Genomic DNA, 24,312 nt, shown 5'->3' with positions numbered 1-24,312 from the left:
CGTTGTCAAGTGCCGCGCCGTTAGGCTTGATTCCATGCCTCACGCACCGCAGGAACAGATCGCACCCTTGCTGACCACTGAAGGATGGGAACTCCTGGCCTCCTTGGGGCCCTACCGCGAGGCCGACGCTTTCAGCACCAACGCGGATCTCCGCAAAGCCGGCCACTCCGCCGAGTTGGTGGCCGCAGTCCTGACGCAATCACGGTTGCGTACCCGAGCCGAGGCAAAGTTCGGCGAGTTCGCGCGGCAAATGCTGTTCACCCAGGCCGGCTTGGAGCAGGCCACACGGTTGAACGTCGCAGCCCGGCATGCCGAACGCTTCGCCAAGGCCGGCATTTCCCATGTGGCCGACCTCGGATGTGGCCTCGGCGCCGATTCCATGGCGATGGCGTCCATGGACATCTCAGTGACAGCCGTTGAAATGGATGAAACCACTGCTGCCTGCGCCACCATCAACCTCATCCCGTTCCCGCACGCCACCGTGGTGCACTCGGATGCCACGTCCGTGGAGCTGGACGGGATCGACGGCGTGTGGCTGGATCCTGCACGACGCACCACGTCCACGTCGGGGACCAAGCGGATTTGGGACCCTGAGGCTTTCTCTCCCCCCTTGTCCTTCGTGGAGAAGCTGGCAGCCACCGGACGTGCCATTGGCGTCAAAATGGGGCCCGGCATCCCCCATGATTCCGTACCCTCAGGCTGTGAGGCCCAATGGGTCTCGGTGGGCGGGGACGTCACCGAAGTGACCCTTTGGTTCAACGGCGTAGCCCGCCCCGGCGTGCGGCGGGCGGCCCTGGTCATCGGCAGCCAGGGCGCCGCTGAAATCACCAGCGGCGAAGACTTCGACGCAGGTCCCGCAGCCGCCGTCGGGCCTGTTGAAGGTTTCTTATACGAACCGGACGGCGCAGTCATCCGCGCAGGCCTGGTAGCCGACATCGCCGAAAGGCTGGGCGGGCACCTGGTGGATGAGCACATCGCCTACATCTGCGCGCCCGAACTGCACGACACTCCGTTTGCCCGGGCCTATAAGGTGCTTGAGGTGATGCCCTACAACGTCAAGGCCTTGAAGACGTGGGTAAAGGCCAACGGCATCACCGTGCTGGACATCAAGAAGCGCGGCACGGCCGTGACTCCCGAGGAGCTGCGCAAGCAATTGCTTCCCGCCAAACCATCAAAGGGCAAGGACGCAAAAACAGCCACCCTGGTCCTCACCAGGATCGGTGAGGAAAGAGTGGCTGTTGTGGTGGAGCCGGTGACCGGCTAGCACCTCATCGACGGGAGAACTCCGAGGCTTCGCGGACCTGCCCGGCACTGGGGCGCACACCCGTGTACAGCACAAATTGTTCTTCGGCCTGGATGGCGATGACCTCGGCACCGGTGATGACCTTCTTGCCGGAGTTCCTGGCGGCGGTGATGAGCGGCGTCTCAGAAGGCAGCGCTACGACGTCGAAGACCACCTGGGCAGCGGCGACCGTGGCGTCGTCGAAGGACTGCGCGGTCTCATCCGCACCCGCCATCCCCAGCGGGGTGACGTTGATGATCAGGTCCGCTGTTGAGCCGTTGACGTCGTCCTGCCACCCGAATCCGTAGAGATCCGCGAGTGCTCGTCCAGTGGTTTCATTGCGCGCCACGATAGTGACGGCGGTGAACCCTGCGTCCCGGAGCGCTGCGGCAACTGCTTTTGCCATGCCTCCGGCACCCCTGAGAAGGACAGTGTGGCTGCTGGGAACCTGGTGGTCCTTCAGGAGCCGGGCAATGGCGATGTAGTCCGTGTTGTAAGCAGTGAGGACGCCGTCGTTGTTCACGATGGTGTTCACCGAATCGATGGCTTTGGCTGAAGGGTCCATCACGTCAACCAGCGGGATCACGGCTTCCTTGTACGGCATGGACACCGCGGCACCCCGGATGGGGAGGCCGCGGATGCCCGCTACCGCGAGGGTGATGTCAGTGGGCGCGAATGCCTTGTAAACAAAGTTCAGGCCGAGCAGATCGTAGAGATAGTTGTGGAACCTGGTCCCGATATTGCTGGGCCGGGCCGCAAGCGAAATGCACAGGGACATGTCTTTGTTCAGGATTGGCATTCCCCCATTAAACGCCCTGTTGGTAGAGCCGTGTATTCATTGCACCTTTTACCCTGCCGCGGGTTAGCCCTGGCGCGCCTTCATCCTGGGGTTGTTCTTGTTGATGACGAAGGTACGCCCCCGCCTGCGCACGATCTGGGCGCCGGGGATCTTCTTGAGGGCACGCAGTGAATTCCTGACCTTCATGGTGTTTCTCCTTTGATGTGGGTGTGGGTCTTCGATTTAGAGGGCGTCGCTGAGTTCCAGGGGGTCGTCCCAGACGCCGGAGTCCAGTGTCATTTCGGCCTCCGTCAGTTGGCAGCCATCCAGGAGCTCGCGGATTTCCGTGGGGTCGATGTCCTCTGAGCGTCCGGTGATGGCAAGCACGGTGCCGCGGTCTCCGTGGTGTGGGTGCCAGTCCAGGAACGCGTCGACGTCGGCGCCGGCCTTTGCGGTTGCCTCGCCATGGCCGGACCCTGCAGAGTCGGCCAGCCAGTTCCCGGTACTTTCGAGCCAGACCCTGGGGCCAATGCCCTGGACGGCGATCCGCCGCGTGGGCGCGGAGGCGATCCATAAGCGGCCGCGCAGCCAGTGCGTACCGATGGCCAGCTGTGGCAGGGCATCCCGGAAGCGTCCGGGGTGAAGGGGACGGCCCGCTTTGTGCAGCACGGTCCGGAAGGGACCAGGTGTTTCACTCAGGGGCACACGCACGACGCCGGGCCGGTTACGTGCCGCTGCTTCAGCATCGTCGAAGCAACCCGGCCGGAATTCCCCGGCCGAGCCGACGGCATTGGCATGGGGCGCCAACTGGCCCAGCAGTTCCAAGCCGACCAGCCACGCCTCCGATCCTTCCCGCGGATCCCCGGTCAATACCGCTCCCAGACCCGGGGAAACCATCACGGTGTCCACCTGGCCGAACTCACCAATCAGGAATTCGCCACTGGTGCGCTCATCCTGGGGCATGGAGGTGAACCCGGATTCGAACAGGGTGTGTCGGTCCCAGATGTGGTCATCCAAATCCGCCGGGTCCATGGCCAGCACCGCATTGTCCATGACAGCCGGCTGGCTGAGTCCACGGCGAAGTTCTGCGACGGCCACGCCTGCGGCAACTCCCGGCGGGAGGCCCAGGACCACGTGGTCGAAGCCGCAGGCGGCGAGGCGTTCCGCCGTCGGGACTACGTCAAGCCGGACGGTGCAGCTGAGGCAACCATGCTCCAGGACCGTGGTTTCGCGTTCGAACAGCTGACCGCCCCGATAGACGCGTCGAAGGACCAACGAACCGTCCAGGAGATCGTGGAGGACAACCACGGAGTTCTCATGGGTTCGGCCGAGCCTTGCGGCGGCTGCCTCCCGGCATTGGCTGTCCAGGGAACTGACGACTGTGAGGTGCATGGCTCGAGTCTAATGCGAATAGTTCTCATTAGCAAATGACGGCATGCTGCGACGTCGGTTCCTGTCGATATCACCGGTGTTCCTGCTGCATTAGACTTGATCCGACCGCTGGCGGCCCCGCAGCGGGGAACCGTGCCCGGCTGACACAACACAAGGCCGGAAAGTACAAATTGAGGGGACTACTTGCAGATTGATTTTGCGCCATCCAGGCAATCGACACTGGGTGTGGAATGGGAGTTGGCGCTCGTCAATGCACGTACCGGGGAACTGGTATCGGTGGCGAACGATGTCCTGAAAGGCGTCGCCGCCAACCACCCGGACCTCAATGAGGACGACGAACACCCCCACATCAAGCGCGAGCTGCTCCTCAACACCGTTGAACTTGTCACCGGCATTTGCGAGACCGTCAAGGACGCCAAAGAGGACCTTGGCCGTTCCCTCGCCGCGGTGCGCGAAGTCACCGATCCCATGGGCGTTGAAGTGTTCTGCGCAGGCAGCCACCCCTTCAGCCCTCCCCTGCTCCAGCCCGTCACGGACAAAGAGCGCTACGCCAAACTTATTGAGCGGACCCAATGGTGGGGACGCCAAATGGTCATCTACGGCGTCCACGTCCACGTAGGCATTGACCGCCGGGACAAAGTCCTCCCCATCCTCGACGGCCTGGTCAACTACTTCCCGCACTTCCAGGCATTGTCCGCCTCCAGCCCTTACTGGGCAGGGGAAGAAACCGGGTACGCCTCCCAGCGTGCCCTCATGTTCCAGCAACTCCCTACCGCCGGGTTGCCCTTCCAGTTCGAAACCTGGGAGGCGTACGAGTCCTACGTCCAGGACATGTTCACCACCGGAGTCATCGACTCAACGTCAGAGATCCGCTGGGACATCCGCCCCGTCTCAAACCTGGGCACCATCGAAATGCGCATCTGTGATGGCTTGGCCACACTTGAAGAAGTAGGCGCCATTGCGGCGCTGACCCAGTGCCTCGTGGACGAGTTCTCCTCCATCCTGGACACCGGCGGCAGCATCCCCACCATGCCGCCATGGCATGTGCAGGAGAACAAGTGGCGTGCCGCGCGGTATGGCATGGAAGCCATCATCATCCTCGACGCCGAGGGCAACGAACAACTGGTCACCGAACACCTTGCAGAAACCGTTGCGCGGCTTGAACCTGTGGCAGAAAAGCTGGGTTGCTCCGAGGAACTGGCAGACGTCCTGAAGATCATCGAACGTGGAGCCAGCTACCAGCGCCAACGGCGTATTGCTGCCGAGCACAACGGGGACCTGCAGGCAGTGGTCATGGACCTCGTTCAGCAAATGCGCAAGGGACCGGACGCCTCGTAGGTGGAGACTGTGCCTGCTTGGGCGCTAACCTAGGCAGGCACAGAAACCGTAGTTACCGGCATGGAGGAATCCGGCGCAAACGCTATTCCGCTCGGTCCAACTCCGGCCATGATCAGTTGGGCACCGAGGGCCGCCACCATGGCACCGTTGTCCGTGCAAAGGTCCAGCGGCGGAACGTGAAGCGTGATCCCGGCCGACGCACAGCGTTGCCCGGTCAGTTCCCGAAGCCGTGAGTTGGCTGCAACTCCCCCACCCAGCAACACATCGGTGATGCCGTGCTCTTTGCAGGCGAGGACCGCCTTGGAGCTGATCACGTCCACCACGGCTTCCTGGAACGCGGCGGCGATATCCGCCACGGGCACTTCCTCGCCACGGGCCTCGAACTGTTCAACGCACCGGGCCACCGCCGTTTTCAGGCCGCTGAATGACCAGTCATAGCGGTGCGGGCCCTTCTCCTCCGCCGTACCCATGTATTTGGGCTGCGAGAGGCCGCGCGGGAAGCGGATGGATTTGGGATTGCCTTGGCGTGCCAGTTTGTCGATGGCAGGTCCACCCGGGTAGCCGAGGCCAAGGATGCGGGCCACCTTGTCATAGGCTTCACCCGCGGCGTCGTCGATGGTTGAGCCCAGCAACTCAACGTCATCGGTGATGCTCCGGATCCGCAGGATTTCCGTGTGCCCACCCGATACCAGCAGGGCTCCGAGATTTTCAGGCAACGTTCCGGCACCCAGTCCGGCGGCAGCACCGGCGTCGTGCTTGCCATCCGGTGATGTCCGCGCATCCAGCAGCCCCACGCCAACGTGCGCCACCAAGTGGTTAATGGCATACAGCGGCTTACCCGTGGCAACGGCCAAGGCCTTCGCCGCACAGACGCCCACCATGAGCGCGCCGGCGAGGCCGGGTCCCGACGTGACGGCAATGGCATCAATGTCGTCCAACGTGACACCAGCCTCATGCAGGGACTCCTGCAAGGTGGGGACAAACGCGTCCAGGTGCGCACGCGAAGCGATCTCCGGGATGACGCCACCAAAACGTACATGCTCTTCCATGGACGAGGACACCGTGTTGGTGAGCAGGGTGGTGCCCCGCACGATCCCTACGCCGGTCTCGTCGCACGAGGATTCAATGCCGAGCACCAATGGTTGCTGGGGCTGTTCCGGATGCGCGCCGCTCACGCTGTGTCTCCTTCGTGGGGTTTGTTCAGTTCAAGACGCATGATCAGTGCATCCGTGCCGTCCCGGTAGTAGCGGGGTCGGACGTGGATCTGCTCGAAGCCGAACCTCACATAGAGTTGCTGGGCCCGGGGGTTGTCTGCCCGGACCTCCAACAGGACGTCAGCCGCCCGGCGCCGCCGGGCTTCGTCGATGAGTTCGGTCAAGACGGCGGAGCCGATGCCCTTGCCTTCAAACTCAGGCACGACGGCGATCGTCTGGACGTCCGCGATCGGCTCGATGCACATCAACCCTGCATAAGCCACGATCTCTCCGGCGACCTCAGCCACCACATAACGGCGGGTCTCGGGCTGCGCCAATTCATCGAAGAACATCTGCAACGGCCAGGCGTCCACGGGGAACAACCGGCGCTCCAGGGTCTCTACGGCCGGGATATCAGCTTCCGTCATGTCGCGCAGGGAAACCCCTGCGAGCTCCAGCTTGGGTGACAATTTCACAGTTCGCCTCCCCTCACAGCGCACGCTTCCGGGGCCCGGGAACCTGCGCGTCGGATTCCCGCAGGTACAGCGGAGTGGAGTCCAGCAGCGCCTGCCCGGCAGTGAGCCTGGCCAAGGCAAACTGGCCCAGCGATGCTGCGTCAGGTTGGGTCTGGGCAAAGTCCTCGTTGGCCTTCAGGACCTCGGCGTACAAACCTGCGCCGGCGCCGAACACCGGCAAATCCGGAAGCCCGGATGCGAAACCCACATGCGGCCCGTCAACAAGCTCCGGCAGTTGGCCGTCTGCCAAGGTATAGCGCGCCCAGTAAACCTCCTTGCGCCTGGCGTCGGTGGCCACCAGGAATTCAGGAGCAGCGGACGTGGACTCGGCCACCTCAAGGGCGATCGCGTCCAGGCTCATCAGGCCATACAGGGGCTTGTTCCAGACGAAGGCCAAGGTTCGGGCGGTCGCAATGCCGGACCGCAGGCCCGTGAACGGGCCCGGTCCCACTCCGGTGACGATTGCATCGATATCGGCACCCGTGACGCCCGCTCCGGCCAGGAGCTTTTCGATCCCGGGAGCCAGGACTTCGGCATGGCTGCGGGTGTCCTCAGTCGCGAAGGAATCCACCACGCTTTCCATGGCGTCGTCGGAAATCAGTGCGGCACTGGCCACCGCAGAGGTGTCTATGGCCAGGATCAGCATCAGTTGCCTTTCTCTGGTGCCGGGGTTTCAAGAAGCCGTGGAGCTTCGGCCCAGCGCGGACCGTATCCACGGAAAACCAGGGTGCGGGGTTCGTCGTCGTCATCGGTATCGAAGTCCATGACGTCACCGGCTGCTGCGGTGGCGGTCGCCGGGCTTTCCCCACCAACTGACCTGTGCAGGTCAACCTCCAGGCGGCTGTCCGAGAGGTGCTCCACCCGGTCCCTGCCCCATTCCACCACGGTCACCGCGGTGTCCATGGTGTTTTCCAGATCGATGTCGTCGATCTCCGCGGCCGATTCCAGCCGGTAGGCATCCACATGGACCAGGTCCGGGCCGCCGGGCCTGGGGCCATCGGCCAGATTGGGGTGGATCCGGACCAACACGAACGTGGGGGAAATGATGCCGGCCCGGACGCCAAGGCCTTCGCCCAGCCCCTGGGTGAACGTCGTCTTTCCCGCACCCAGTTCGCCGGTCAGGACCAGGAGATCTCCGGCCTCAAGCACCCCGCCCACGGCTGCTGCGAGCGCATGCGTCTGCTCCGCCGTCGTGACCGTCAACGTGCGCTCCCATTGGGGTTCACTCACAGTGCTGCCGCCTCTGTCGCATGGCCGGCAGCCTTGTGGGCCTCTGCCTGCGCACTTACCTCGTTGAGGTAAGTGCGTGGCACGCGCGGGCTGATGCGGGTAACAATTTCATAGTTGTTGGTCCCCGCGGCCGCGGCCCAATCGTCAGCCGTGGGACCACCGTTGGCACCGTCTCCGAGCATGACGGCTTCCGCGCCCTTGAAAGAAGCTGCCTCTTCGGGCGTCAGCGCTCCGAGGTCGATGACCATCTGGTCCATCGCGATCCTGCCCACTACGGGGTAGTTGGTGCCGTTGACGCGGACCGGCCCGCCGGTGGCAATGCGCGGGACACCGTCGGCGTAGCCCAACGGCACCAGGCCCAGCGTGCTTTCCCCGCTGGTCCGGTAGTTGAGGCCGTAGGAGACGCCCTGGCCCTCGGGTACCTTCTTGCAGTTGGACAGCAGTGTCCGGACCGTCATGGCAGGATGCAGGCCAAGCTCGGCGGAGGTTGCCCCTTCGAAGGGCGAGAGTCCGTAGATGCCAAGGCCCACACGCACAAGATCGAAGTGCGAGTCCGGGCGGGACAGCGTGGCGGGGGTGTTGGCGATGTGCCGGACTTCCATGTCCACTCCGGCGTCCTCGGCCATGGCGATTGCCTCACGGAAGACGGCCAGTTGCTCATCGGTTTCCGGCCTGTGCGGCTCGTCAGCCACAGCGAGGTGCGAGAAGATACCCACCACACGCAGCAGGCCTTGATCCTGGTACTCCATGGCCTGGCCAACCAGTTGGTCCCAATCGGCGATGGGGCAGCCGTTACGTCCCAGGCCGGTGTCCACCTTGAGGTGGACGCGTGCGGGCCGTTCCTGTTCGCGGGCTGCGGCGACCACGGCGTCCAACTCCCAGCCGGAAATTCCGACGTCGATGCCGGCGGCTACTGCCGCTTGGAAGTTGCTTTCACGGGTGTGCAGCCAGGCGAGCAGGGGGGCATCCACTCCGGCGGCGCGCAAGGCCAGCGCCTCGGAGATATGCGCGACACCGAGCCAGGCGGCACCGGCGTCGAGTGCTGCGCGTGCCACTTGGACGGCTCCGTGACCGTAAGCATCCGCCTTCACTACGGCCATGACCGTAGCAGGGGACGCAATGGCGACGAACTGACGTACGTTGTGCCGCACGGCTTCGAGGTCAATCACAGCGGAGCGTTCCAGCACCGCCGACTTTGTTATGGAGGCTTTCGACCCGATACCGATATCTGCAGCTGCTTCGTAAGTCACCCTAGAGATTCTAGTGGTGCCGGTGAATTCGGGTTAACTGCCGGCCAGCCGATTCCCTGCTGCGCGTCGGGATTGCGCGTCATTACTGCGCGTCCGACAAATGCGCGATCGTCGCCCGTGCGCGGCGCTGGGCTTCCGCCGGGATGTCCTTGACGATAGGTTCCAGGAACGCGAAACGCCGAAGCCACTGGCTGGATTGGCGTTCCTTCCGCGCATTGGCCCGCTGCCACCAGTCGGCGATGTCTCCCCACCCGGGGGCGGCCAGGGAACCGCCTACTTCCTGGACGGCCAGGGAGGCACAGAGGTTCGCGAACCGGAGCCGGTCCCCCAACCTCCACCCCGCCAGGCACCCCACAATGAAGGCCGCCCCAAAACAATCTCCCGCACCGGTGGGATCGTAGGCGGACACCGGAAGGGAAGGCACCCATTCTTCTTCGCCGGTCTCGGAGTCCACCGCCACGGCACCCTGTGGGCCGAGCGTCACCACGGCAACGGGGACCCGGTCTGCCAGGGCGTACAGCGCCGCCCAAGGGTCCGCCTTACCGGTGAAGGCCATGGCTTCGGGCGCGTTGGGCAGGAATGCATGGAAGTTCTCCAAAAGATCCAGGCGCCTTTCGGACCACTCCCCCGTGGGATCCCAGCCCACGACGCCAAAAAGCCTGGTGCCCGCTTCCTTCGCCGCCAGCATCCACGGTTCCAGTTCCTCACCCAGGTCAGCGACGGCTGCGAGCGCCTTGGGCGGTTGTCCTATCAGCTCGGAGGAACTCACGGGGGCGGGGTGCCCGTGGGTGACCATGGACCGGTCCTGGTTGACGCAGAGCGACACGGTAACGGGTGAGTGCCAGCCCGGTATCTTTCTGGACAGCGAGAGGTCCACGTGTTCCTGGCTTTCAAGGATCTGCCAGTTGTAGTCGCCGTAGCCGTCGTCCCCGAAGGTCGCGGCGAGGTTGGTGCGCAGGCCCAGGCGCGCAGCGGCGATGGCCTGGTTGGCTACGCCGCCCGGGCAGCTTCCCATGCCTTCGCTCCAGATCTCCGTGCCGGGCTCAGGCGAGTGCGGAAGACCCGTGAAGATGATGTCCTGGAAGACGGTTCCGGTCAGGAGGAGGTCGCACTGCTGGTCCGTAGGGGACCTTAGGGAGGCAAGGGGATCAAACCGTCGCTGGGGCATAGCGTCCATGCACCGCAGACTACGCTGCACCGTAGTGGGCTGCATAGATGTTGAGGCCTGCATAGACTCGGGTCATGCGGCTCATGATCGCCGGTGGTGGCGGCTTCCGGGTACCCCTTGTCTACCGGGCTTTATGCGCGGGCCCGTTCGCCGGACTGGTGGACGAGTTGGTGCTGTACGACGTCGACGCCGGACGGCTCGCAGCCATCGAGGCCGTGATTGGGGACATGCCCCCGGCCGGCGGTTCCACTCCCGTCGTCGTGGTGTCCACGGACCTGCGGGAGGCCCTCACTGGGGCGGACATGGTCTTTGCTGCCATCCGACCCGGTGGCACCGCCGGCAGGATCGCCGACGAACGCGTGGCCTTGGACCTCGGTCTCCTTGGCCAGGAAACCACAGGCGCCGGCGGCATCTCCTATGCCCTGCGTTCGATCCCCCGCATGCTGGAACTGGCCAAGGCGATGCGACGCCACTGCCCCGAGGCGTGGCTTATCAATTTCACCAACCCCGCCGGCATGGTCACCGAAGCACTGGAGCCGGTGCTGGGGCGCAAAGTAATCGGTATCTGCGATTCCGCCGGTGGCCTGGTCCACCGGGCGGCGCGGGCTGTTGGCGCGCCGCTCACAGAAGGAACGCTCGACGGCGTGGGCTACTTCGGCCTGAACCACCTCGGTTGGCTGTATCGGCTGGCACCCGGCGGGCAGGATCTGCTGCCGGGCCTGCTTTCCGACCATGCGGCCCTTGAGTCCCTGGAAGAGGGCAGGCTGTTTGGGCAGCACACCTTACTGCAGCTTGGCTGCCTGCCCAACGAATACCTTTACTACTACTACCAAACGGCGCAGGCTACCGACGCCATCCGCCGGCAGCAGGAAACGCGTGGAGCGTCCATACACCACCAGCAGAGTGCCCTGTATCCAGCCCTGGCAAAGGCCCCGCACGCCTTTGAGCTGTGGGACGGCGCCCGCCGGGCCCGCGAGGAAGGTTACCTGGCCGAGGCGCGTACGCATGGAGAGCAACGGGACGAGTCTGATCTCGCAGGCGGCGGCTATGAGCGCGTGGCGTTGTCCGTGATGCGGGCACTGTCCGGCGGCGGTTCTGCCCAGCTGATTTTGAACGTGCCCAACGCGCCGGTGCTGCCGTCAGGCGCCCTGGCCACAGCGGAGGTGGCCGTGCCCGGGCTGCCGCCGGACGCCGTCGTCGAGGTTCCCTGCGAGGTAACGCCCGACGGCGCGTTGCCGCTTGCGCAAGCACGGCCCGGCGGGCAGTTCCTCACGCTGATGCAGCACGTCAAGGAGGTGGAACGACTGACCATCCGCGCCGTGGCCCATGGAGAGCGCAGCGCTGCCGTGGGTGCCTTCGCGGCGCATCCATTGATCGGATCGGCGGAGCTGGGCGAACTACTCCTCACCGGGTACGAGGCAGCCTTTCCCGAACTGGCGCAGTTGTGGGGCCCTAAAGCTTCCGATACATGACGTGCAGGCCGACGTACCCGATCTCCGGGTGGTCAAAGGCCTCCGGGACCGTAGCGAGGATCCGGAAGCCCATGGACTGCCACAGCCACACTGCCCGGACGTTGCTCTCCACCACGGCGTTGTACTGCATTGCGTAGAAGCCCGCCGCCTTGGCCTCACTCAGCGAATAGGCGCAGAGGGCGCGGGCGATGCCTTGGCCTGAGTTGTTGGCCCCCACCATGTACCCGGCGTTGGCAATGTGGTTGCCGCCACCGGCTTGGTTGGCGTGGAACTCTCCTGTTCCCAGGATCTGGCCCGTGTCCTTGCCCACGGCCACGAACGTCTGGCCGGGAGCGTCCTTGGTCCACTTGTTCCTGGCCGCTTCCTCGGAGGTGTCGCGATCCCAGGTGAAGGTCTCGCCGGCCCGGATTACCGGCTCCAGGATGGCCCAGATACCGGGCCAGTCTTCAGGGGTGGCTTTGCGGATGTCGAAAGTCTGTTCTTGGCTCACAGCGGCCACGCTAGCAGCCTTGTCCAGAACACCGGGTTGCCGTGGGGTGGCTTTGATCAGCAGGAGTAGTGTTTTCTGCAGGGCAAAGGCGTGTTGGCTGTTTGCTGTTTGCTGTGAGTGTCAGGAGGAATGCGGTGCCGTTGATCCGTCGTGTGGCGTTCCTGTCCTTGCACACCTCCCCCATGGAGCAGCCGGGTGCCGGTGATGCCGGTGGAATGAACGTCTACGTCCGGGCGTTGGCCATGGCACTCGCGGAGTCCGGGGTGGAGGTGGAGATCTTTACCCGTTCCACCAAAGCGGGCCAAGCCGCCGTCGAGCATCCAGGTCCCGGCGTCTGCGTCCACAACGTCATGGCCGGGCCGCGCCGGAAACTGCCCAAAGAAGAATTGCCTGCCCTCCTGCATCAGATGGTGGAAGAAATCGACAGGATCCGGGGAAGCCAACTTCACGGCCGCTACGATGCCATCCATTCGCACTACTGGGTTTCCGGGGTGGCAGGGCTTGAGTTGGCCCAGCTTTGGGGTGTTCCGCTGGTCCACACCATGCACACCATGGCCAAGGTCAAAAACCTGGTCCTCGAATCCGGCGAACGCCCCGAGCCCCGGCGCCGCGAGGAGGGTGAGCAGCGGATTGTGGATGGCGCAGCCCGGCTGGTGGCCAACACTCCTGCCGAGGCCGAAGAACTGGTGTCCCACTACGGTGCCGATCTTGACCGGATCGACGTCGCGCCGCCGGGCGTGGACCTCAAAGTGTTCACACCGTCTTTCCGGCGGAAGTCGCGATCCTTGCGGGATGTCAGGCCGGACAGTTTCCATATCCTCTTCGCCGGCCGCATCCAGCGGCTCAAGGGCCCCCAGGTGTTCGTCAAAGCCGCGGGAATCCTGCGCAAGCGCAGGCCGGACATTGACCTTGAGATGACCATTCTGGGATCTCTTAGCGGGGCCAAGGATTTCAACCTTCAACACATTATCGAAGACGCCGGACTGGCCGACGTCGTTACTCATCGGCCGCCTGTCGTGGCGCCGGAGCTGGCCAGTTGGTTCCGTTCAGCAGACGTCGTTGTCATGCCCTCGTTCAGCGAATCCTTCGGTTTGGTGGCCTTGGAAGCACAGGCGTGCGGTACACCTGTGGTGGCCACCAATGTGGGTGGCCTGTCCCGCGCAATTTCCGACGGGCGCACGGGCATGCTGGTGGACGGGCACGACCCCTCCGACTGGGCAGACGCCCTGGAAGACCTCTACGATGACGTCCAGACCCGGGAAGACATGGGCCGGTTGGCGGCCACCCATGCCGAATCCTTCGGATGGCAACGGACGGCAGCCATCACCTTGGAAAGCTACCGCGAAGCAGTAGGTGGCCTGCTGGTTCCCCGGCGCTGAGTCTTCGCCGGATCCCCCGCCGGGACTGATAGATTGTCGCGCACAGCGAACCAACGCCTGCAGCACCAACCCCGCTGCGGGGACACCCAGCCGAAGGACAACGATGTCTGAGAACAAGGTCATGTCTGATCTTGAAATTGCCCGCAACGCCACCATCCTGCCCATTGTGGACATCGCCCAACGCGCGGGCATCACAGTGGATGCCCTTGAGTTGTATGGGCCCTATAAGGCCAAGATCAATCCAGCCAAGCTGGTCCTCCCGGCACGCACAGTACCTGGCAAGGTGGTCCTGGTGTCTGCCATGTCCCCCACCCCGGCGGGTGAAGGGAAGTCCACCACCACCGTGGGGCTCGCAGACTCGCTGGCACGCGCGGGACACAAAGTGATGATCGCCCTGCGCGAGCCATCCTTGGGTCCCATCCTGGGCATGAAGGGCGGAGCCACCGGCGGTGGTTACTCGCAGGTGTTGCCGATGGATGACATCAACCTGCACTTCACCGGCGACTTCCATGCGATCACTTCCGCCAACAACGCCCTCATGGCACTGGTGGACAACCATATTTTCCAAGGCAACGAACTCGGTATCGATCCCCGCCGCATGACCTTCAAACGCGTGCTGGACATGAACGACCGTGCCCTGCGGGAAGTAGTCATCGGCCTCGGCGGCCCTGTGCAGGGCGTGCCCCGGCAGGATGGCTTCGACATCACTGTCGCGTCCGAAATCATGGCGGTCTTCTGCCTGGCCACGGACCTGGACGATCTCCGCTCGCGGCTGGGTCGGATCACCTTCGGCTACACCTACGATCGCGCGCCGGTCACCGTTGCCGACCTCGGCGTTGAGGGTGCCCTGACCATGCTGTTGAAGGACGCCATCAAGCCCAACCTCGTCCAGACCATCGCCGGGACACCGGCTTTGGTCCATGGTGGCCCGTTCGCGAACATCGCCCACGGCTGCAACTCGTTGATCGCCACCAGAACGGCCATGCAACTCGCAGACATCGTGGTCACGGAAGCGGGATTCGGAGCAGACCTCGGCGCCGAAAAGTACATGGACATCAAGGCGAGAATCGCCGCGGTGGCGCCATCCGCCGTCGTGGTGGTTGCGACCATCCGGGCCCTCAAGATGCAGGGCGGGGTCCCCAAGGACCAACTCAGCCGACCGAACGTCGAAGCCGTGGCCGCCGGGGTGGAGAACCTCCGGAGACACGTCCGCAACGTCGCTAAGTTCGGTATCTCCCCCATTGTCTCCATCAACAAGTTCGCCACGGACACCCCCGAAGAACTGGAGTGGCTGCTCGCCTGGTGCGCCGCGGAAGGTGTTGAAGCCGCCGTCGCCGACGTCTGGGGCCGGGGCGGCGGAGGCGACGGCGGTGACGACCTCGCTGCCAAGGTCGCAGCTGCGCTTGACGCGCCCTCCGATTTCCACCACCTGTACCCGCTGGAAATCCCTGTGGAGGACAAGATCAGGACCATCGTGCAGGAGATCTACGGGGCCGACGGCGTCGAGTTCTCGGTTCCCGCCCTGAAACGCCTCGCGGAGATCGAAAAGAACGGTTGGTCCGACTTCCCCGTCTGCATGGCCAAGACACAGTATTCCTTCACGGACGATGCCTCCCGGCTGGGGGCGCCCAAGGGATTCACCGTGCACGTCCGCGAGCTGATCCCCAAGACCGGCGCCGGGTTCATTGTCGCGTTGACCGGCGCTGTCATGACCATGCCCGGACTGCCCAAGGAGCCGGCCGCGATGCGCATGGACGTGGACCCCGAAGGACAACCCACCGGCCTCTTCTAGCGCTCTCTCACATCCCACGCCCTTCCAACCAACGCTCTCTCACATCCCGCGCCCTTCCGGCCAGCGCTCTCTCACTCTTTTGAGAAAAGTGAGCGAGCGTCCGCACCAAACCCAAGGGACGTGAGAGAAGGTTCGGAGAATGGCAAACGCCCCCGTATCGGATACGGGGGCGTTTGGTGTGACAGAGGTGTTTAGCGCTCGATGTCGCCGCGGATGAAAGCCTCAACCTTCTCGCGGGCGAGGTCGTCGTTGAACTGCTCCGGCGGGGACTTCATGAAGTAGCTGGAAGCAGACAGCAGCGGGCCGCCGATGCCGCGGTCCAGGCCGATCTTGGCGGCACGGATGGCGTCGATGATGACACCTGCGGAGTTCGGGGAATCCCAAACCTCGAGCTTGTATTCGAGGGACACCGGGGCATCACCGAAGTTGCGGCCTTCGAGGCGGACGAAGGCCCACTTGCGGTCATCGAGCCAGGCAACGTAGTCGGACGGCCCAATGTGGACGTCATCGGCGTGCAGCTCGGCCTCAACATTGGAGGTCACAGCCTGGGTCTTGGAGATCTTCTTGGATTCGAGACGATCGCGCTCCAGCATGTTCTTGAAGTCCATGTTGCCACCGACATTCAGCTGGTACGTGCGGTCCAGCGTAACGCCGCGGTCTTCGAAGAGCTTGGCCATGACACGGTGCGTGATGGTGGCACCGATCTGGCTCTTGATGTCATCGCCCACGATCGGGACACCGGCCTCAGTGAACTTGTCAGCCCACTCCTTGGTTCCGGCGATGAAGACCGGGAGTGCGTTCACGAACGCAACACCGGCGTCGATGGCGCACTGGGCGTAGAACTTTGCAGCCTGGTCCGAACCGACGGGCAGGTAGCAAACCATGACGTCAGCCTTGGCCTCGCGCAGCGCTGCGACGATGTCCACGGTTTCGTCCGGTGCCTCAACAATGGTCTCGCGGTAGTACTTGCCCAGGCCGTCCAGGGTGTGGCCGCGCTGGACGGTGACACCAGTGGCGGGGACGTCGGCGATCTTGATGGTGTTATTTTCGCTGGCGCCGATGGCGTCGGCCAGGTCCAGTCCAACCTTCTTGCTGTCGACGTCGAAAGCAGCAACGAACTGGACGTCGTTGACGTGGTACTGGCCGAACTCGACGTGCATCAGACCCGGGATCGTGGCCTTGGGGTCAGCGTCGCGATAGTACTGAACACCTTGGACCAGCGATGCGGCGCAGTTACCTACGCCGACAATGGCAACACGAATCGGATGTGAAGACACGGAACTCCTTTTGAGAACTAAACCTCATGTGCCAGGCGCAGCCCTGACTGAGTCCAGGGCACGACTGATTGGCACGGCGCCATTCGGCGCACTCTTGCATTGTAACCAACACAGCAGGGGCCGGCTTTGTTCCCGGCCGGCCCCTGCTGTTTTATGGCGAAACTTCCGAGGCTACTTCTGGGCCCACCGGTTGATGTCCGACTCCACAGCGAACTCGTCGATCGCCGTCAGCTCATCAGTGGTGAACTTCAGATTGTTGATGGCGCTGAGCGTGTCCTCCAACTGGGCCACGCTTGAGGCACCCACCAATGCGGAGGTCACCGGCGAGCCCTTCGGCTGGTCGCGCAGGATCCAGGCGATGGCCATCTGGGCCAGCGTCTGCCCGCGACCTTCGGCGATGGCGTTCAATCCCCGGACCCGGTCCAGCTTCTCCTCGGTCAGCTGTGCTTCGGACAGGAACCGCTCCTTGGCGGCCCGTGAATCGGCCGGTACGCCGTTGAGGTAGCGGTTGGTGAGCATTCCTTGGGCGAGGGGCGAGAACGCGATGGAACCGGCGCCTACTTGGTCCAGTGCCTCGTAGAGATTGGGCGTGCCGTTCTCCGTCCAGCGGTTCAGCATGGAGTAGCTGGGCTGGTGGATGAGCAGCGGGGTTCCGAGCTCCTTGAGGATCCGGGCAGCTTCAAGGGTCTGCTCCGGGGTGTAGGAGGAGATGCCAGCGTAGAGCGCCTTGCCTGATCGAACAGCGTAGTCCAAGGCACCCATTGTTTCTTCCAGCGGAGTCTCGGGGTCGGGACGGTGGCTGTAGAAAATATCCACATAGTCCAGGCCCATGCGCTCCAGCGACTGGTCCAGGCTGGAAATCAGGTATTTGCGGGATCCCCACTCGCCGTACGGGCCGGGCCACATGTAGTAACCGGCTTTGGTGGAGATGACCAGTTCGTCACGGTACGGCTTGAAATCATCCTTCAGGTGGCGCCCGAAGTTGGTCTCGGCTGAGCCGTCCGGCGGTCCGTAATTGTTGGCGAGGTCGAAGTGGTTGACACCGAGATCGAAGGCGCGGCGCAGGATGGCACGCTGTTCGTCAAAACGTTTGTCATCGCCGAAGTTGTGCCAGAGTCCCAAGGAGATGGCGGGGAGCTTGAGTCCACTGCGTCCGACGCGGCGGTAGGGCATGGTTTCGTAGCGGTTTTCCGCGGCCGAATAAGTCATACGTACTATCCTGCCACTGCACAATCCAGGGTGACGGCGGTGTCCGCCATGTGGGCGCCGTCACCCCGGATTGTGTATGGCTTAGTTGACGCGCACGACGGCGGCGCTCCCGCCGGGAAGCGTCAGTGTTCCCTCATCGAGGACTGCTTCATGGTCAGTGGCCAACAATATGGAGCCGCTGAGGGGTGTCCCGAGTGCCTCGTCACCGAAGTTGCACACCACCCGGACAGTGCCGCGGGAGATCTGCAGCCAGTGTTCGTCGTCGTCGTATTCCACCACTGTGCTGCCGAAGCCACCGTCCACCAACTCGGGGGTGTTTCGGCGCAGTTGTGCTAAATCCTTGTACAGCTGGAGCAGGCGTGCATGGTTTCCCTCGCCGGCTTCTTCCCACTTGAGTTTGGACCGGAGGAAGGTTTCCGGGTCCTGTGGGTCCGGCACCACCGCGGGGTCCCACCCCATGCGTTCGAACTCCTTGATGCGGCCCTCTGCGGTAGCCTTCCCGAGCTCGGGCTCCGGATGGGAGGTGAAGAACTGCCACGGCGTAGACGCACCGAATTCCTCGCCCATGAAGAGCATGGGCGTAAATGGAGATGTCATGGTCAGCACAGCACCGATGGCCAGCTTCCCATAGGACAGCGACGCGGTGAGGCGGTCACCGATGGCGCGGTTGCCGATTTGGTCGTGGTTCTGGAGGCAGACAACCAAAGCTGACGGGTGCGCCAGATCCCTGCGGATGGGCCGGCCGTGGTGCCGTCCGCGGAAGCTGGAGTAACTGCCATCGTGAAGGAATCCATGCTCCAGCACCTTGGCCAGGACCGCCAGTGAATCGAAGTCCGCGTAGTAGCCGGTGGTTTCCCCGCTCAGGTTGACGTGAACGGCGTGGTGGAAATCGTCGCTCCACTGCCCATCAAGTCCGTAGCCGTTGTCCTTGCGTGGATATATGAGGCGCGGGTTGTTCAAGTCCGACTCAGCGATCAAAGTCCGGGGAATTCCCGTCTCGGCCTCGATCTGATCGCCCAGAGCCCCGAACTCCTCCAGAATGTGGACGGCCCGTTCGTCACGCAGCGCGTGGACGGCATCGAGGCGGAGACCGTCCACATGGTAGTCACGGAGCCACATCGCCGCGTTCTCCAGGATGTAGCGCCGGACGTCGTCCGAGCCTGGGCCATCCAGGTTGACGGAGTCACCCCACGTATTTCCCTCCCCTGATTTCAGGTAGGGGCCGAACTTGGGCAGGTAGTTTCCGCTGGGTCCAAGGTGGTTGTAGACGACATCCTGGATGACGCCCAAGCCGGCAGCATGCGCGGCGTCCACGAATCGCTGGTACGCCGCTGGGCCGCCGTAGGGCTCATGGACGGCGTACCAAAGCACTCCGTCGTAGCCCCAATTGTGGACACCGTTGAAACCGTTGACCGGAAGTAACTCGATGAAGTCCACGCCAAGGTCCACCAAGTAGTCCAGCTTGGCAGCGGCGGCATCCAGCGTTCCTTCCGGTGTGAAGGTACCCAGGTGAAGCTCATAGATGACGGCTCCCTTGAGCTGCCGTCCCTTCCAAGCCGAGTCCTGCCACTCATGGATGGAGGGATCGAACGTGGCGGACAACTCGTGCACTCCGTCCGGCTGCCTCCGCGAGCGCGGATCAGGGAACGGACCCTCTCCGTCCACGATGTACCCGTACGGTACACCGTCACTTTCCTGGCCAGCCACATCAGCCGGCGCCCGCCACCAGCCCGGGGCGGCGGCGTCGTGGTGTTCCATGGGGTACTCACGTCCATCGGCAACAAGCCGGACCGAGTCGGCGTTCGGCGCCCAGACGTCGTAGCGGTTTTTTCCAGCAGCGTGCTCCAGCATCATGCTCCCTTATGCGTGTTCAAGCGTGCGTTGCAGTGATGGTTTGCGGTGGTGGGGATCAGTCCGTAGGCACCAGCAGTGCCACGGGGTACTGCTCCAACAACGTGGCCAATTGGACAGTGCCGGCACTGTATGTGTGTCCGGTGAGTTCGTCCCGGGCGTTGACGGACAATTCGATGATTGTGTCCCGCCAGCCGCCTTCCCGCGCAAGCCGCTTGGGCAGTCGGGTGGCAACCGTGAGGGCACCGCGCCGATCAGCTCCGCGGTCGAAGGCCACTACGTGATCTGCGGCCGCACCTTGTGCGACCACCGGCAGGTATCCGCCGAAGAGCTCAGGCCGATCGCGCCGCAACCGCAGCGCACGGGACACCACCAGCAGCTTGGCTGCCTCATCCGTGAACTGTGGCGCAGCGCCGTTGTCCAGCTCCGCCAAGGCAGTCATACGGGCCTGGAAGTCAACGGGCCGCCTGTTGTCAGGATCAGTCAGGGAGCCGTCGCGGAATTCCGTGCCCTGGTAGACGTCAGGAACCCCGGGCATGGTCAGCTGGACCAGCTTGGCCGACAACGAGTTGGACGTCCCGTACGGTTCGAGCTCAGCGACAAAGTTGGCCAGCGCCGCTGCAACCTCCGGCACATCAAAGACAGAGTCGACGGCGGCAGCCAAGTGGCGCTCGAAGTCCTGGTTGGGGTCGGTCCAATTTGTCGAGTTACCGGCCTCGCGCGCCGCCTTCAGGGCATACGACTGAAGACGCCCGCGGTCTGCCGGCCACGCACCAACAATTGACTGCCACACCAGCGCGGCCAACGGGCCGTCCGGAATCGGGGCCAACTCCTGCACTGTCCCCAAGAAGAGTTCCCACTCCGGGACGGCCTCGGAAATGACCGAAATACGCGCCCGGGCGTCCTCGCTTCGCTTGGTGTCATGGGTGCTCAGCGTGGTCATGGACAACGGCAGGACCTGCTGGCGGCGGGCCATGCGCTCATGGAAGACCCCGCTGGACACGGCGAATTCGGTGGGATCGGCCCCTACCTCGGTGAGGGTACCCAGACGGGTGTAGCGGAAGAAGGCTGTGTCCTCCACACCCTTGGCCATCACCATGCCGGAGGTCTGCTGGAAACGCCGGGCCAAGGCGCCGGTGGAATCGAGCAGCAACGGCGTCAGGTCTTCCAATACCGCCTTGAGATCTGCACGGTTTTCCGCGGCATGGCGGATGGATTCCACCAGGACGTCCTGACCGTACGGGAGGTAGGTGCGGTAGATCGGGAAGCAGCAAATGACTTCCGCGATGGCATCGGCCACCTTGTCCGCCGGCAAGTCCATGGAAGGAGGCACCAGGCGTGCGAGCCTCAGAATCTCTGACCGCAGGATGCCATCCGCAATACGGCGCTTGGTCCCGTGGATCATCTCCTCGTAGTCCGCCGGGGCATCCGCATCCCGCAGCCTGGCGTCGAGGGAATCGAGGTATTCCTCAGCTGCGGGGTCCACGAAAAGCCGGTCCACGTCAGCGAGGGCGTCATAACCGGTGGTACCTTCGCAGTCGAAGGTGTCCGGCAACTGCTCCCCCGGCTCCAGGATTTTCTCGACAAGCAGGTACGCGCCGCCCGTTGCTTCCCGCAGCCTGGCCAGATAGCCCTCGGGATCCGCCAGGCCGTCCGGATGGTCGATCCTGAGCCCATCCACCAGTTCCTCACGGAACCACCGGACGATCTCTTCATGGGACTCGTCGAAGACCCATGGGATCTCCACCCGGACACCAGCGAGGGTATTCACCGCGAAGAACCTGCGGTAGTTCAGTTCGGCGTCGGCCCTGCGCCAGCCGATGAGCTGGTAGTGCTGCCGGGCGTGGACGTCCTGGGGACTGTCACCAGGGGCAAAGGTGCCCTCGGCCAAGGGAAAACGGTGATCGTAGTAGTGCAGTTCACTGTCCACCACAGTGAGTTGCTCCAAGTCCTCATCGCTGCCCAGGACCGGAATACGGATTTTCCCCCCACCGAAATCCCAATCGACGTCGAAGGCCTCGGCGTACTTGGACCCGGGTCCTTCCTTCAGGAGCTGCCACCACCAGGCATTCTGCCCGGCCGAGGCTACACCCATGTGGTTGGGCACAATGTCGGCCAGAATGCCCAAGCCCTGTTCCCGGGCCGCCTTTGAAAGTGCAGCGAGCCCCTCGGGACCACCGCGCGAGGGATCCACGGTGGAGGGATCGGTGACGTCATAGCCGTGATCCGATCCCTCCTCCGCGGTCAGGATGGGCGAGAGATAGACCCAGTCCACCCCGAGGGTCCGCAGGTAGCCCGTGAGCTCCGCCGCGTCCTGGAGTGTCAATTCTGGCCGGATCTGGAGCCGGTACGTCGAGACGGGAGTCCTCATGAATCCGCCTTCTTCGTTGCTCCGGACTCCTCGTCGGCCGGGGCGTCTCCCTTGTAGTCGAAGGGCAGCGACGTCACAGCAGGAGCCGTGATGGACGCCGTTTCCGGAGTGCTCGTCTGGGTCAGCGCAGCCAGTGATGCTGCCACGGAGTGGTCAGGCTCTATCTCGGGAGTGCTGTGCGCACGCAGTACTACCAGGGACTTGGCACCGACCATGAGGATCTGGTCCGGCTTGACGACACCCGCCTCGGCACCTTCTCCGGCGGTGTCGATCATGACATCCCATGCCGGTGCGTATTCATCCGAGGGAATCCGGAAGCCTACCTCGTCCTGATCCGCGTTGAAGTAGAGCAGGAAGTTGACGTCGGTAATGCGCCGTCCTTGGTTATCACGGCCGTGAATACCATCGCCGTTCAGGAAAACACCAACGGAGCGTCCCAGCGCTTCATCCCAATCCGAGGGACTCATGGTGCTCGCGTCAGCGTCCAACCATACGATGTCCGGCAGACGTTCGCCTTCGCCTCGGAGCACCGGGCGTCCATCAAAGAACCGGCTTCGTCGAAGGCTGGGGTGCTTGGCACGCAGTGCGCACACGGCAGCGGTGAACTCGATGAGCGGCTGGTCCACGTTCTCCCAGTTGATCCACGTCAGTTCAGAGTCCTGGCAGTAGCCGTTGTTGTTGCCGCGCTGTGTCCTGCCGAGCTCGTCGCCGTGGAGCAGCATGGGTACACCTTGCGAGAGGAACAGCGTGGCGATGAAGTTGCGCTGTTGGCGCGCCCTCAGGCCCAGGACTGTGGGGTCCTCGGTGGGTCCTTCGGTGCCGCAGTTCCACGAGCGGTTGTGGGATTCGCCGTCGTTGTTGTCTTCGCCATTGGCCTCATTATGTTTTTCGTTATAGGAAACGAGGTCGGCCAGGGTGAAGCCATCGTGGGCCGTGACGAAGTTGATCGATGCTACCGGACGGCGCCCCGAGTGCTCATAAAGATCTGCGGAGCCGGTCAACCGGGACGCGAATTCACCCAAGGTGGACGGTTCCCCGCGCCAGAAGTCGCGGACAGTATCGCGGTACTGGCCGTTCCATTCGGTCCACTGCGGCGGGAAGTTACCCACCTGGTAGCCGCCGGGACCAACGTCCCACGGCTCGGCGATGAGCTTCACCTGGGAAACCACCGGATCCTGCTGGATGAGTTCGAAGAAGGTTGAAAGCTTGTCGACGTCGTAGAACTCGCGGGCCAGCGTGGACGCGAGGTCGAACCGGAAACCGTCCACGTGCATCTCGGTCACCCAGTACCGCAGGGAGTCCATGAGCAGTTGAAGGGAGTGCGGGCTCCGGACATTCAGCGAGTTTCCCGTGCCGGTGTAGTCCATGTAGTACTTCTGGTCGTCTTCCACCAGGCGGTAGTACGCGGAGTTGTCAATCCCCTTGAAGGACAACGTGGGTCCCAGGTGGTTGCCCTCTGCCGTGTGGTTGTACACCACGTCCAGGATGACTTCGATGCCCGCAGTGTGCAGGGCACGCACCATGGCCTTGAAGTCCTGGACCTGCTGGCCGGTATCGCCCTTGGAGCTGTAGCTGTTGTGGGGCGCAAAGAAACCAATGGTGTTGTAGCCCCAGTAGTTGTTCAAACCCTTGTCCTGCAGAATGCCGTCGTTGACGAACTGGTGCACCGGCATCAGTTCAATGGCGGTGATTCCCAGTTTCTGCAGGTGCGAGATGACCGCAGGGTGGGCCACACCGGCATAAGTACCACGCTGTTCTTCGGGTACCTCCGGGTGCATCTGCGTCAAGCCCTTAACGTGGGCCTCGTAAATGACCGACTTGTGGTACGGAATCCGCAGAAGCTTGTCTCCGTCCCAGTCAAAGAACGGGTTGATGACGACGCCCAGCATCATGTGCGGTGCGGAGTCCTCATCATTGCGGGAATCCGGGTCCCCCAGGTTGTACGAGAACAGCGCCGGGTCCCAGTCGATCTGCCGGTGGATGGCCTTGGCGTAAGGATCCAGCAGCAACTTGTTGGGGTTGAAGCGCTGACCGGCGTCGGGGTCGTATGGCCCGTGCACACGGTAACCGTACTTTTGCCCCGGCTGAACCTGCGGAAGGTAGCAGTGCCATACGTAACCATCCACCTCGGTGACTTCCACGCGGACTTCCCCGCCGTCGTCGTCAAAGAGGCACAACTCTACTCTTTCGGCCTTCTCGCTGAACAGCGCGAAGTTGGTGCCGGTGCCGTCAAAGGTGGCACCCAGCGGATAAGCCGATCCAGGCCAGACTTCCATGCGTTCTCCTCTTGATGATGCGAACAACTGCTGCAAGCCTACTCATGAC

The 24,312-nt window shown here is 63.5% G+C and carries 20 protein-coding genes; 5 read left to right on the top strand and 15 right to left on the bottom strand.

Going from position 1 to position 24,312, the window contains the following annotated elements; translation table 11 throughout:
- Positions 1-34 precede the first annotated feature (34 nt).
- A complete protein-coding gene (locus WBN73_RS02465; RefSeq protein ID WP_207594197.1) occupies positions 35-1,264 on the top strand; it encodes a class I SAM-dependent methyltransferase in 1,230 nt (409 codons plus the stop codon).
- Positions 1,265-1,268: 4 nt separating this feature from the next.
- Here the strand turns inward: WBN73_RS02465 and WBN73_RS02460 are convergent, their stop codons facing one another.
- The 3 genes from WBN73_RS02460 to WBN73_RS02450 form a co-directional block, all read right to left on the bottom strand.
- The gene (locus WBN73_RS02460; protein WP_337339370.1) at positions 1,269-2,081 is read right to left on the bottom strand and encodes a shikimate 5-dehydrogenase; all 813 of its coding nucleotides are present in this window, start codon (positions 2,079-2,081) and stop codon (positions 1,269-1,271) included.
- A 63-nt stretch (positions 2,082-2,144) separates the two neighbouring features.
- Positions 2,145-2,267, bottom strand: a complete 123-nt coding sequence (ykgO, locus tag WBN73_RS02455; RefSeq protein ID WP_011775528.1) for a type B 50S ribosomal protein L36 — start codon at positions 2,265-2,267, stop codon at positions 2,145-2,147.
- A 36-nt stretch (positions 2,268-2,303) separates the two neighbouring features.
- Complete coding sequence (locus tag WBN73_RS02450; RefSeq protein WP_337339369.1) at positions 2,304-3,452, bottom strand: GTP-binding protein; 1,149 nt, start codon at positions 3,450-3,452, stop codon at positions 2,304-2,306.
- Positions 3,453-3,635: 183 nt separating this feature from the next.
- On the opposite strand from WBN73_RS02450, the gene WBN73_RS02445 reads away from it, so the two are divergent.
- On the top strand, positions 3,636-4,790 hold the full coding sequence (locus WBN73_RS02445; protein ID WP_337339368.1) for a glutamate--cysteine ligase: 1,155 nt from the start codon (positions 3,636-3,638) through the stop codon (positions 4,788-4,790).
- A gap of 29 nt (positions 4,791-4,819) precedes the next feature.
- Here WBN73_RS02445 and tsaD read toward each other — a convergent pair whose 3' ends face one another.
- The 6 genes from tsaD to WBN73_RS02415 form a co-directional block, all read right to left on the bottom strand.
- Positions 4,820-5,965, bottom strand: coding sequence for a tRNA (adenosine(37)-N6)-threonylcarbamoyltransferase complex transferase subunit TsaD (tsaD, locus tag WBN73_RS02440; RefSeq protein ID WP_207594201.1), 1,146 nt, complete (start codon positions 5,963-5,965; stop codon positions 4,820-4,822).
- On the bottom strand, positions 5,962-6,459 hold the full coding sequence (rimI, locus tag WBN73_RS02435) for a ribosomal protein S18-alanine N-acetyltransferase (protein WP_089595758.1): 498 nt from the start codon (positions 6,457-6,459) through the stop codon (positions 5,962-5,964). Before rimI ends, tsaD begins: the two co-directional genes overlap by 4 nt.
- 13 nt (positions 6,460-6,472) lie before the next feature.
- A complete protein-coding gene (gene tsaB / locus WBN73_RS02430) occupies positions 6,473-7,144 on the bottom strand; it encodes a tRNA (adenosine(37)-N6)-threonylcarbamoyltransferase complex dimerization subunit type 1 TsaB (RefSeq protein ID WP_207594202.1) in 672 nt (223 codons plus the stop codon).
- Positions 7,144-7,728, bottom strand: coding sequence for a tRNA (adenosine(37)-N6)-threonylcarbamoyltransferase complex ATPase subunit type 1 TsaE (gene tsaE, locus WBN73_RS02425; RefSeq protein WP_207594203.1), 585 nt, complete (start codon positions 7,726-7,728; stop codon positions 7,144-7,146). The genes tsaB and tsaE overlap by 1 nt, the downstream gene beginning before the upstream one ends.
- The gene (alr, locus tag WBN73_RS02420; protein WP_207594204.1) at positions 7,725-8,978 is read right to left on the bottom strand and encodes an alanine racemase; all 1,254 of its coding nucleotides are present in this window, start codon (positions 8,976-8,978) and stop codon (positions 7,725-7,727) included. Before alr ends, tsaE begins: the two co-directional genes overlap by 4 nt.
- Positions 8,979-9,060: 82 nt before the next feature.
- Positions 9,061-10,155, bottom strand: coding sequence for a carbohydrate kinase family protein (locus tag WBN73_RS02415; protein ID WP_242703353.1), 1,095 nt, complete (start codon positions 10,153-10,155; stop codon positions 9,061-9,063).
- A gap of 65 nt (positions 10,156-10,220) precedes the next feature.
- On the opposite strand from WBN73_RS02415, the gene WBN73_RS02410 reads away from it, so the two are divergent.
- Positions 10,221-11,618, top strand: a complete 1,398-nt coding sequence (locus tag WBN73_RS02410; RefSeq protein ID WP_337339367.1) for a 6-phospho-beta-glucosidase — start codon at positions 10,221-10,223, stop codon at positions 11,616-11,618.
- Here WBN73_RS02410 and WBN73_RS02405 read toward each other — a convergent pair.
- Positions 11,599-12,117, bottom strand: a complete 519-nt coding sequence (locus WBN73_RS02405) for a GNAT family N-acetyltransferase (protein ID WP_207594207.1) — start codon at positions 12,115-12,117, stop codon at positions 11,599-11,601. The two genes, WBN73_RS02410 and WBN73_RS02405, sit on opposite strands and share 20 nt — an antisense overlap.
- Positions 12,118-12,242: 125 nt before the next feature.
- On the opposite strand from WBN73_RS02405, the gene mshA reads away from it, so the two are divergent.
- Both mshA and WBN73_RS02395 read left to right on the top strand, forming a co-directional pair.
- Positions 12,243-13,487: a D-inositol-3-phosphate glycosyltransferase gene (gene mshA, locus WBN73_RS02400; RefSeq protein ID WP_337339366.1), complete on the top strand. Its 1,245-nt coding sequence runs from the start codon at positions 12,243-12,245 to the stop codon at positions 13,485-13,487.
- Positions 13,488-13,590: 103 nt separating this feature from the next.
- Positions 13,591-15,279 carry a formate--tetrahydrofolate ligase gene (locus WBN73_RS02395; protein WP_337339365.1) on the top strand — a complete coding sequence of 563 codons (1,689 nt, stop codon included), beginning with the start codon at positions 13,591-13,593 and terminating at the stop codon, positions 15,277-15,279.
- A 191-nt stretch (positions 15,280-15,470) separates the two neighbouring features.
- Here WBN73_RS02395 and WBN73_RS02390 read toward each other — a convergent pair whose 3' ends face one another.
- From WBN73_RS02390 to glgX, 5 genes are all read right to left on the bottom strand, one after another.
- Positions 15,471-16,556 (bottom strand): inositol-3-phosphate synthase, encoded by a 1,086-nt coding sequence (locus tag WBN73_RS02390; RefSeq protein WP_207594210.1) that lies wholly within the window; start codon positions 16,554-16,556, stop codon positions 15,471-15,473.
- A 171-nt stretch (positions 16,557-16,727) separates the two neighbouring features.
- Entirely contained in the window at positions 16,728-17,765 is a 1,038-nt protein-coding gene (gene mgrA / locus WBN73_RS02385; RefSeq protein WP_207594211.1) for an L-glyceraldehyde 3-phosphate reductase, read from the bottom strand.
- Between the two features lie 81 nt (positions 17,766-17,846).
- Positions 17,847-19,616, bottom strand: a complete 1,770-nt coding sequence (gene treZ / locus WBN73_RS02380; protein ID WP_207597609.1) for a malto-oligosyltrehalose trehalohydrolase — start codon at positions 19,614-19,616, stop codon at positions 17,847-17,849.
- 58 nt (positions 19,617-19,674) lie between these two features.
- Positions 19,675-21,987: a malto-oligosyltrehalose synthase gene (gene treY, locus WBN73_RS02375; RefSeq protein WP_207594212.1), complete on the bottom strand. Its 2,313-nt coding sequence runs from the start codon at positions 21,985-21,987 to the stop codon at positions 19,675-19,677.
- Positions 21,984-24,263 carry a glycogen debranching protein GlgX gene (glgX, locus tag WBN73_RS02370; RefSeq protein WP_207594213.1) on the bottom strand — a complete coding sequence of 760 codons (2,280 nt, stop codon included), beginning with the start codon at positions 24,261-24,263 and terminating at the stop codon, positions 21,984-21,986. Before glgX ends, treY begins: the two co-directional genes overlap by 4 nt.
- Between the last annotated feature and the right edge of the window lie 49 nt (positions 24,264-24,312).

Origin of the sequence: Paenarthrobacter sp. CCNWLY172, assembly GCF_037402035.1 — a bacterium.
Lineage (GTDB): Bacteria > Actinomycetota > Actinomycetes > Actinomycetales > Micrococcaceae > Arthrobacter.
Note: the sequence above shows the minus strand (reverse complement) of the source record. Positions and strands in the feature narration are given on the sequence as shown.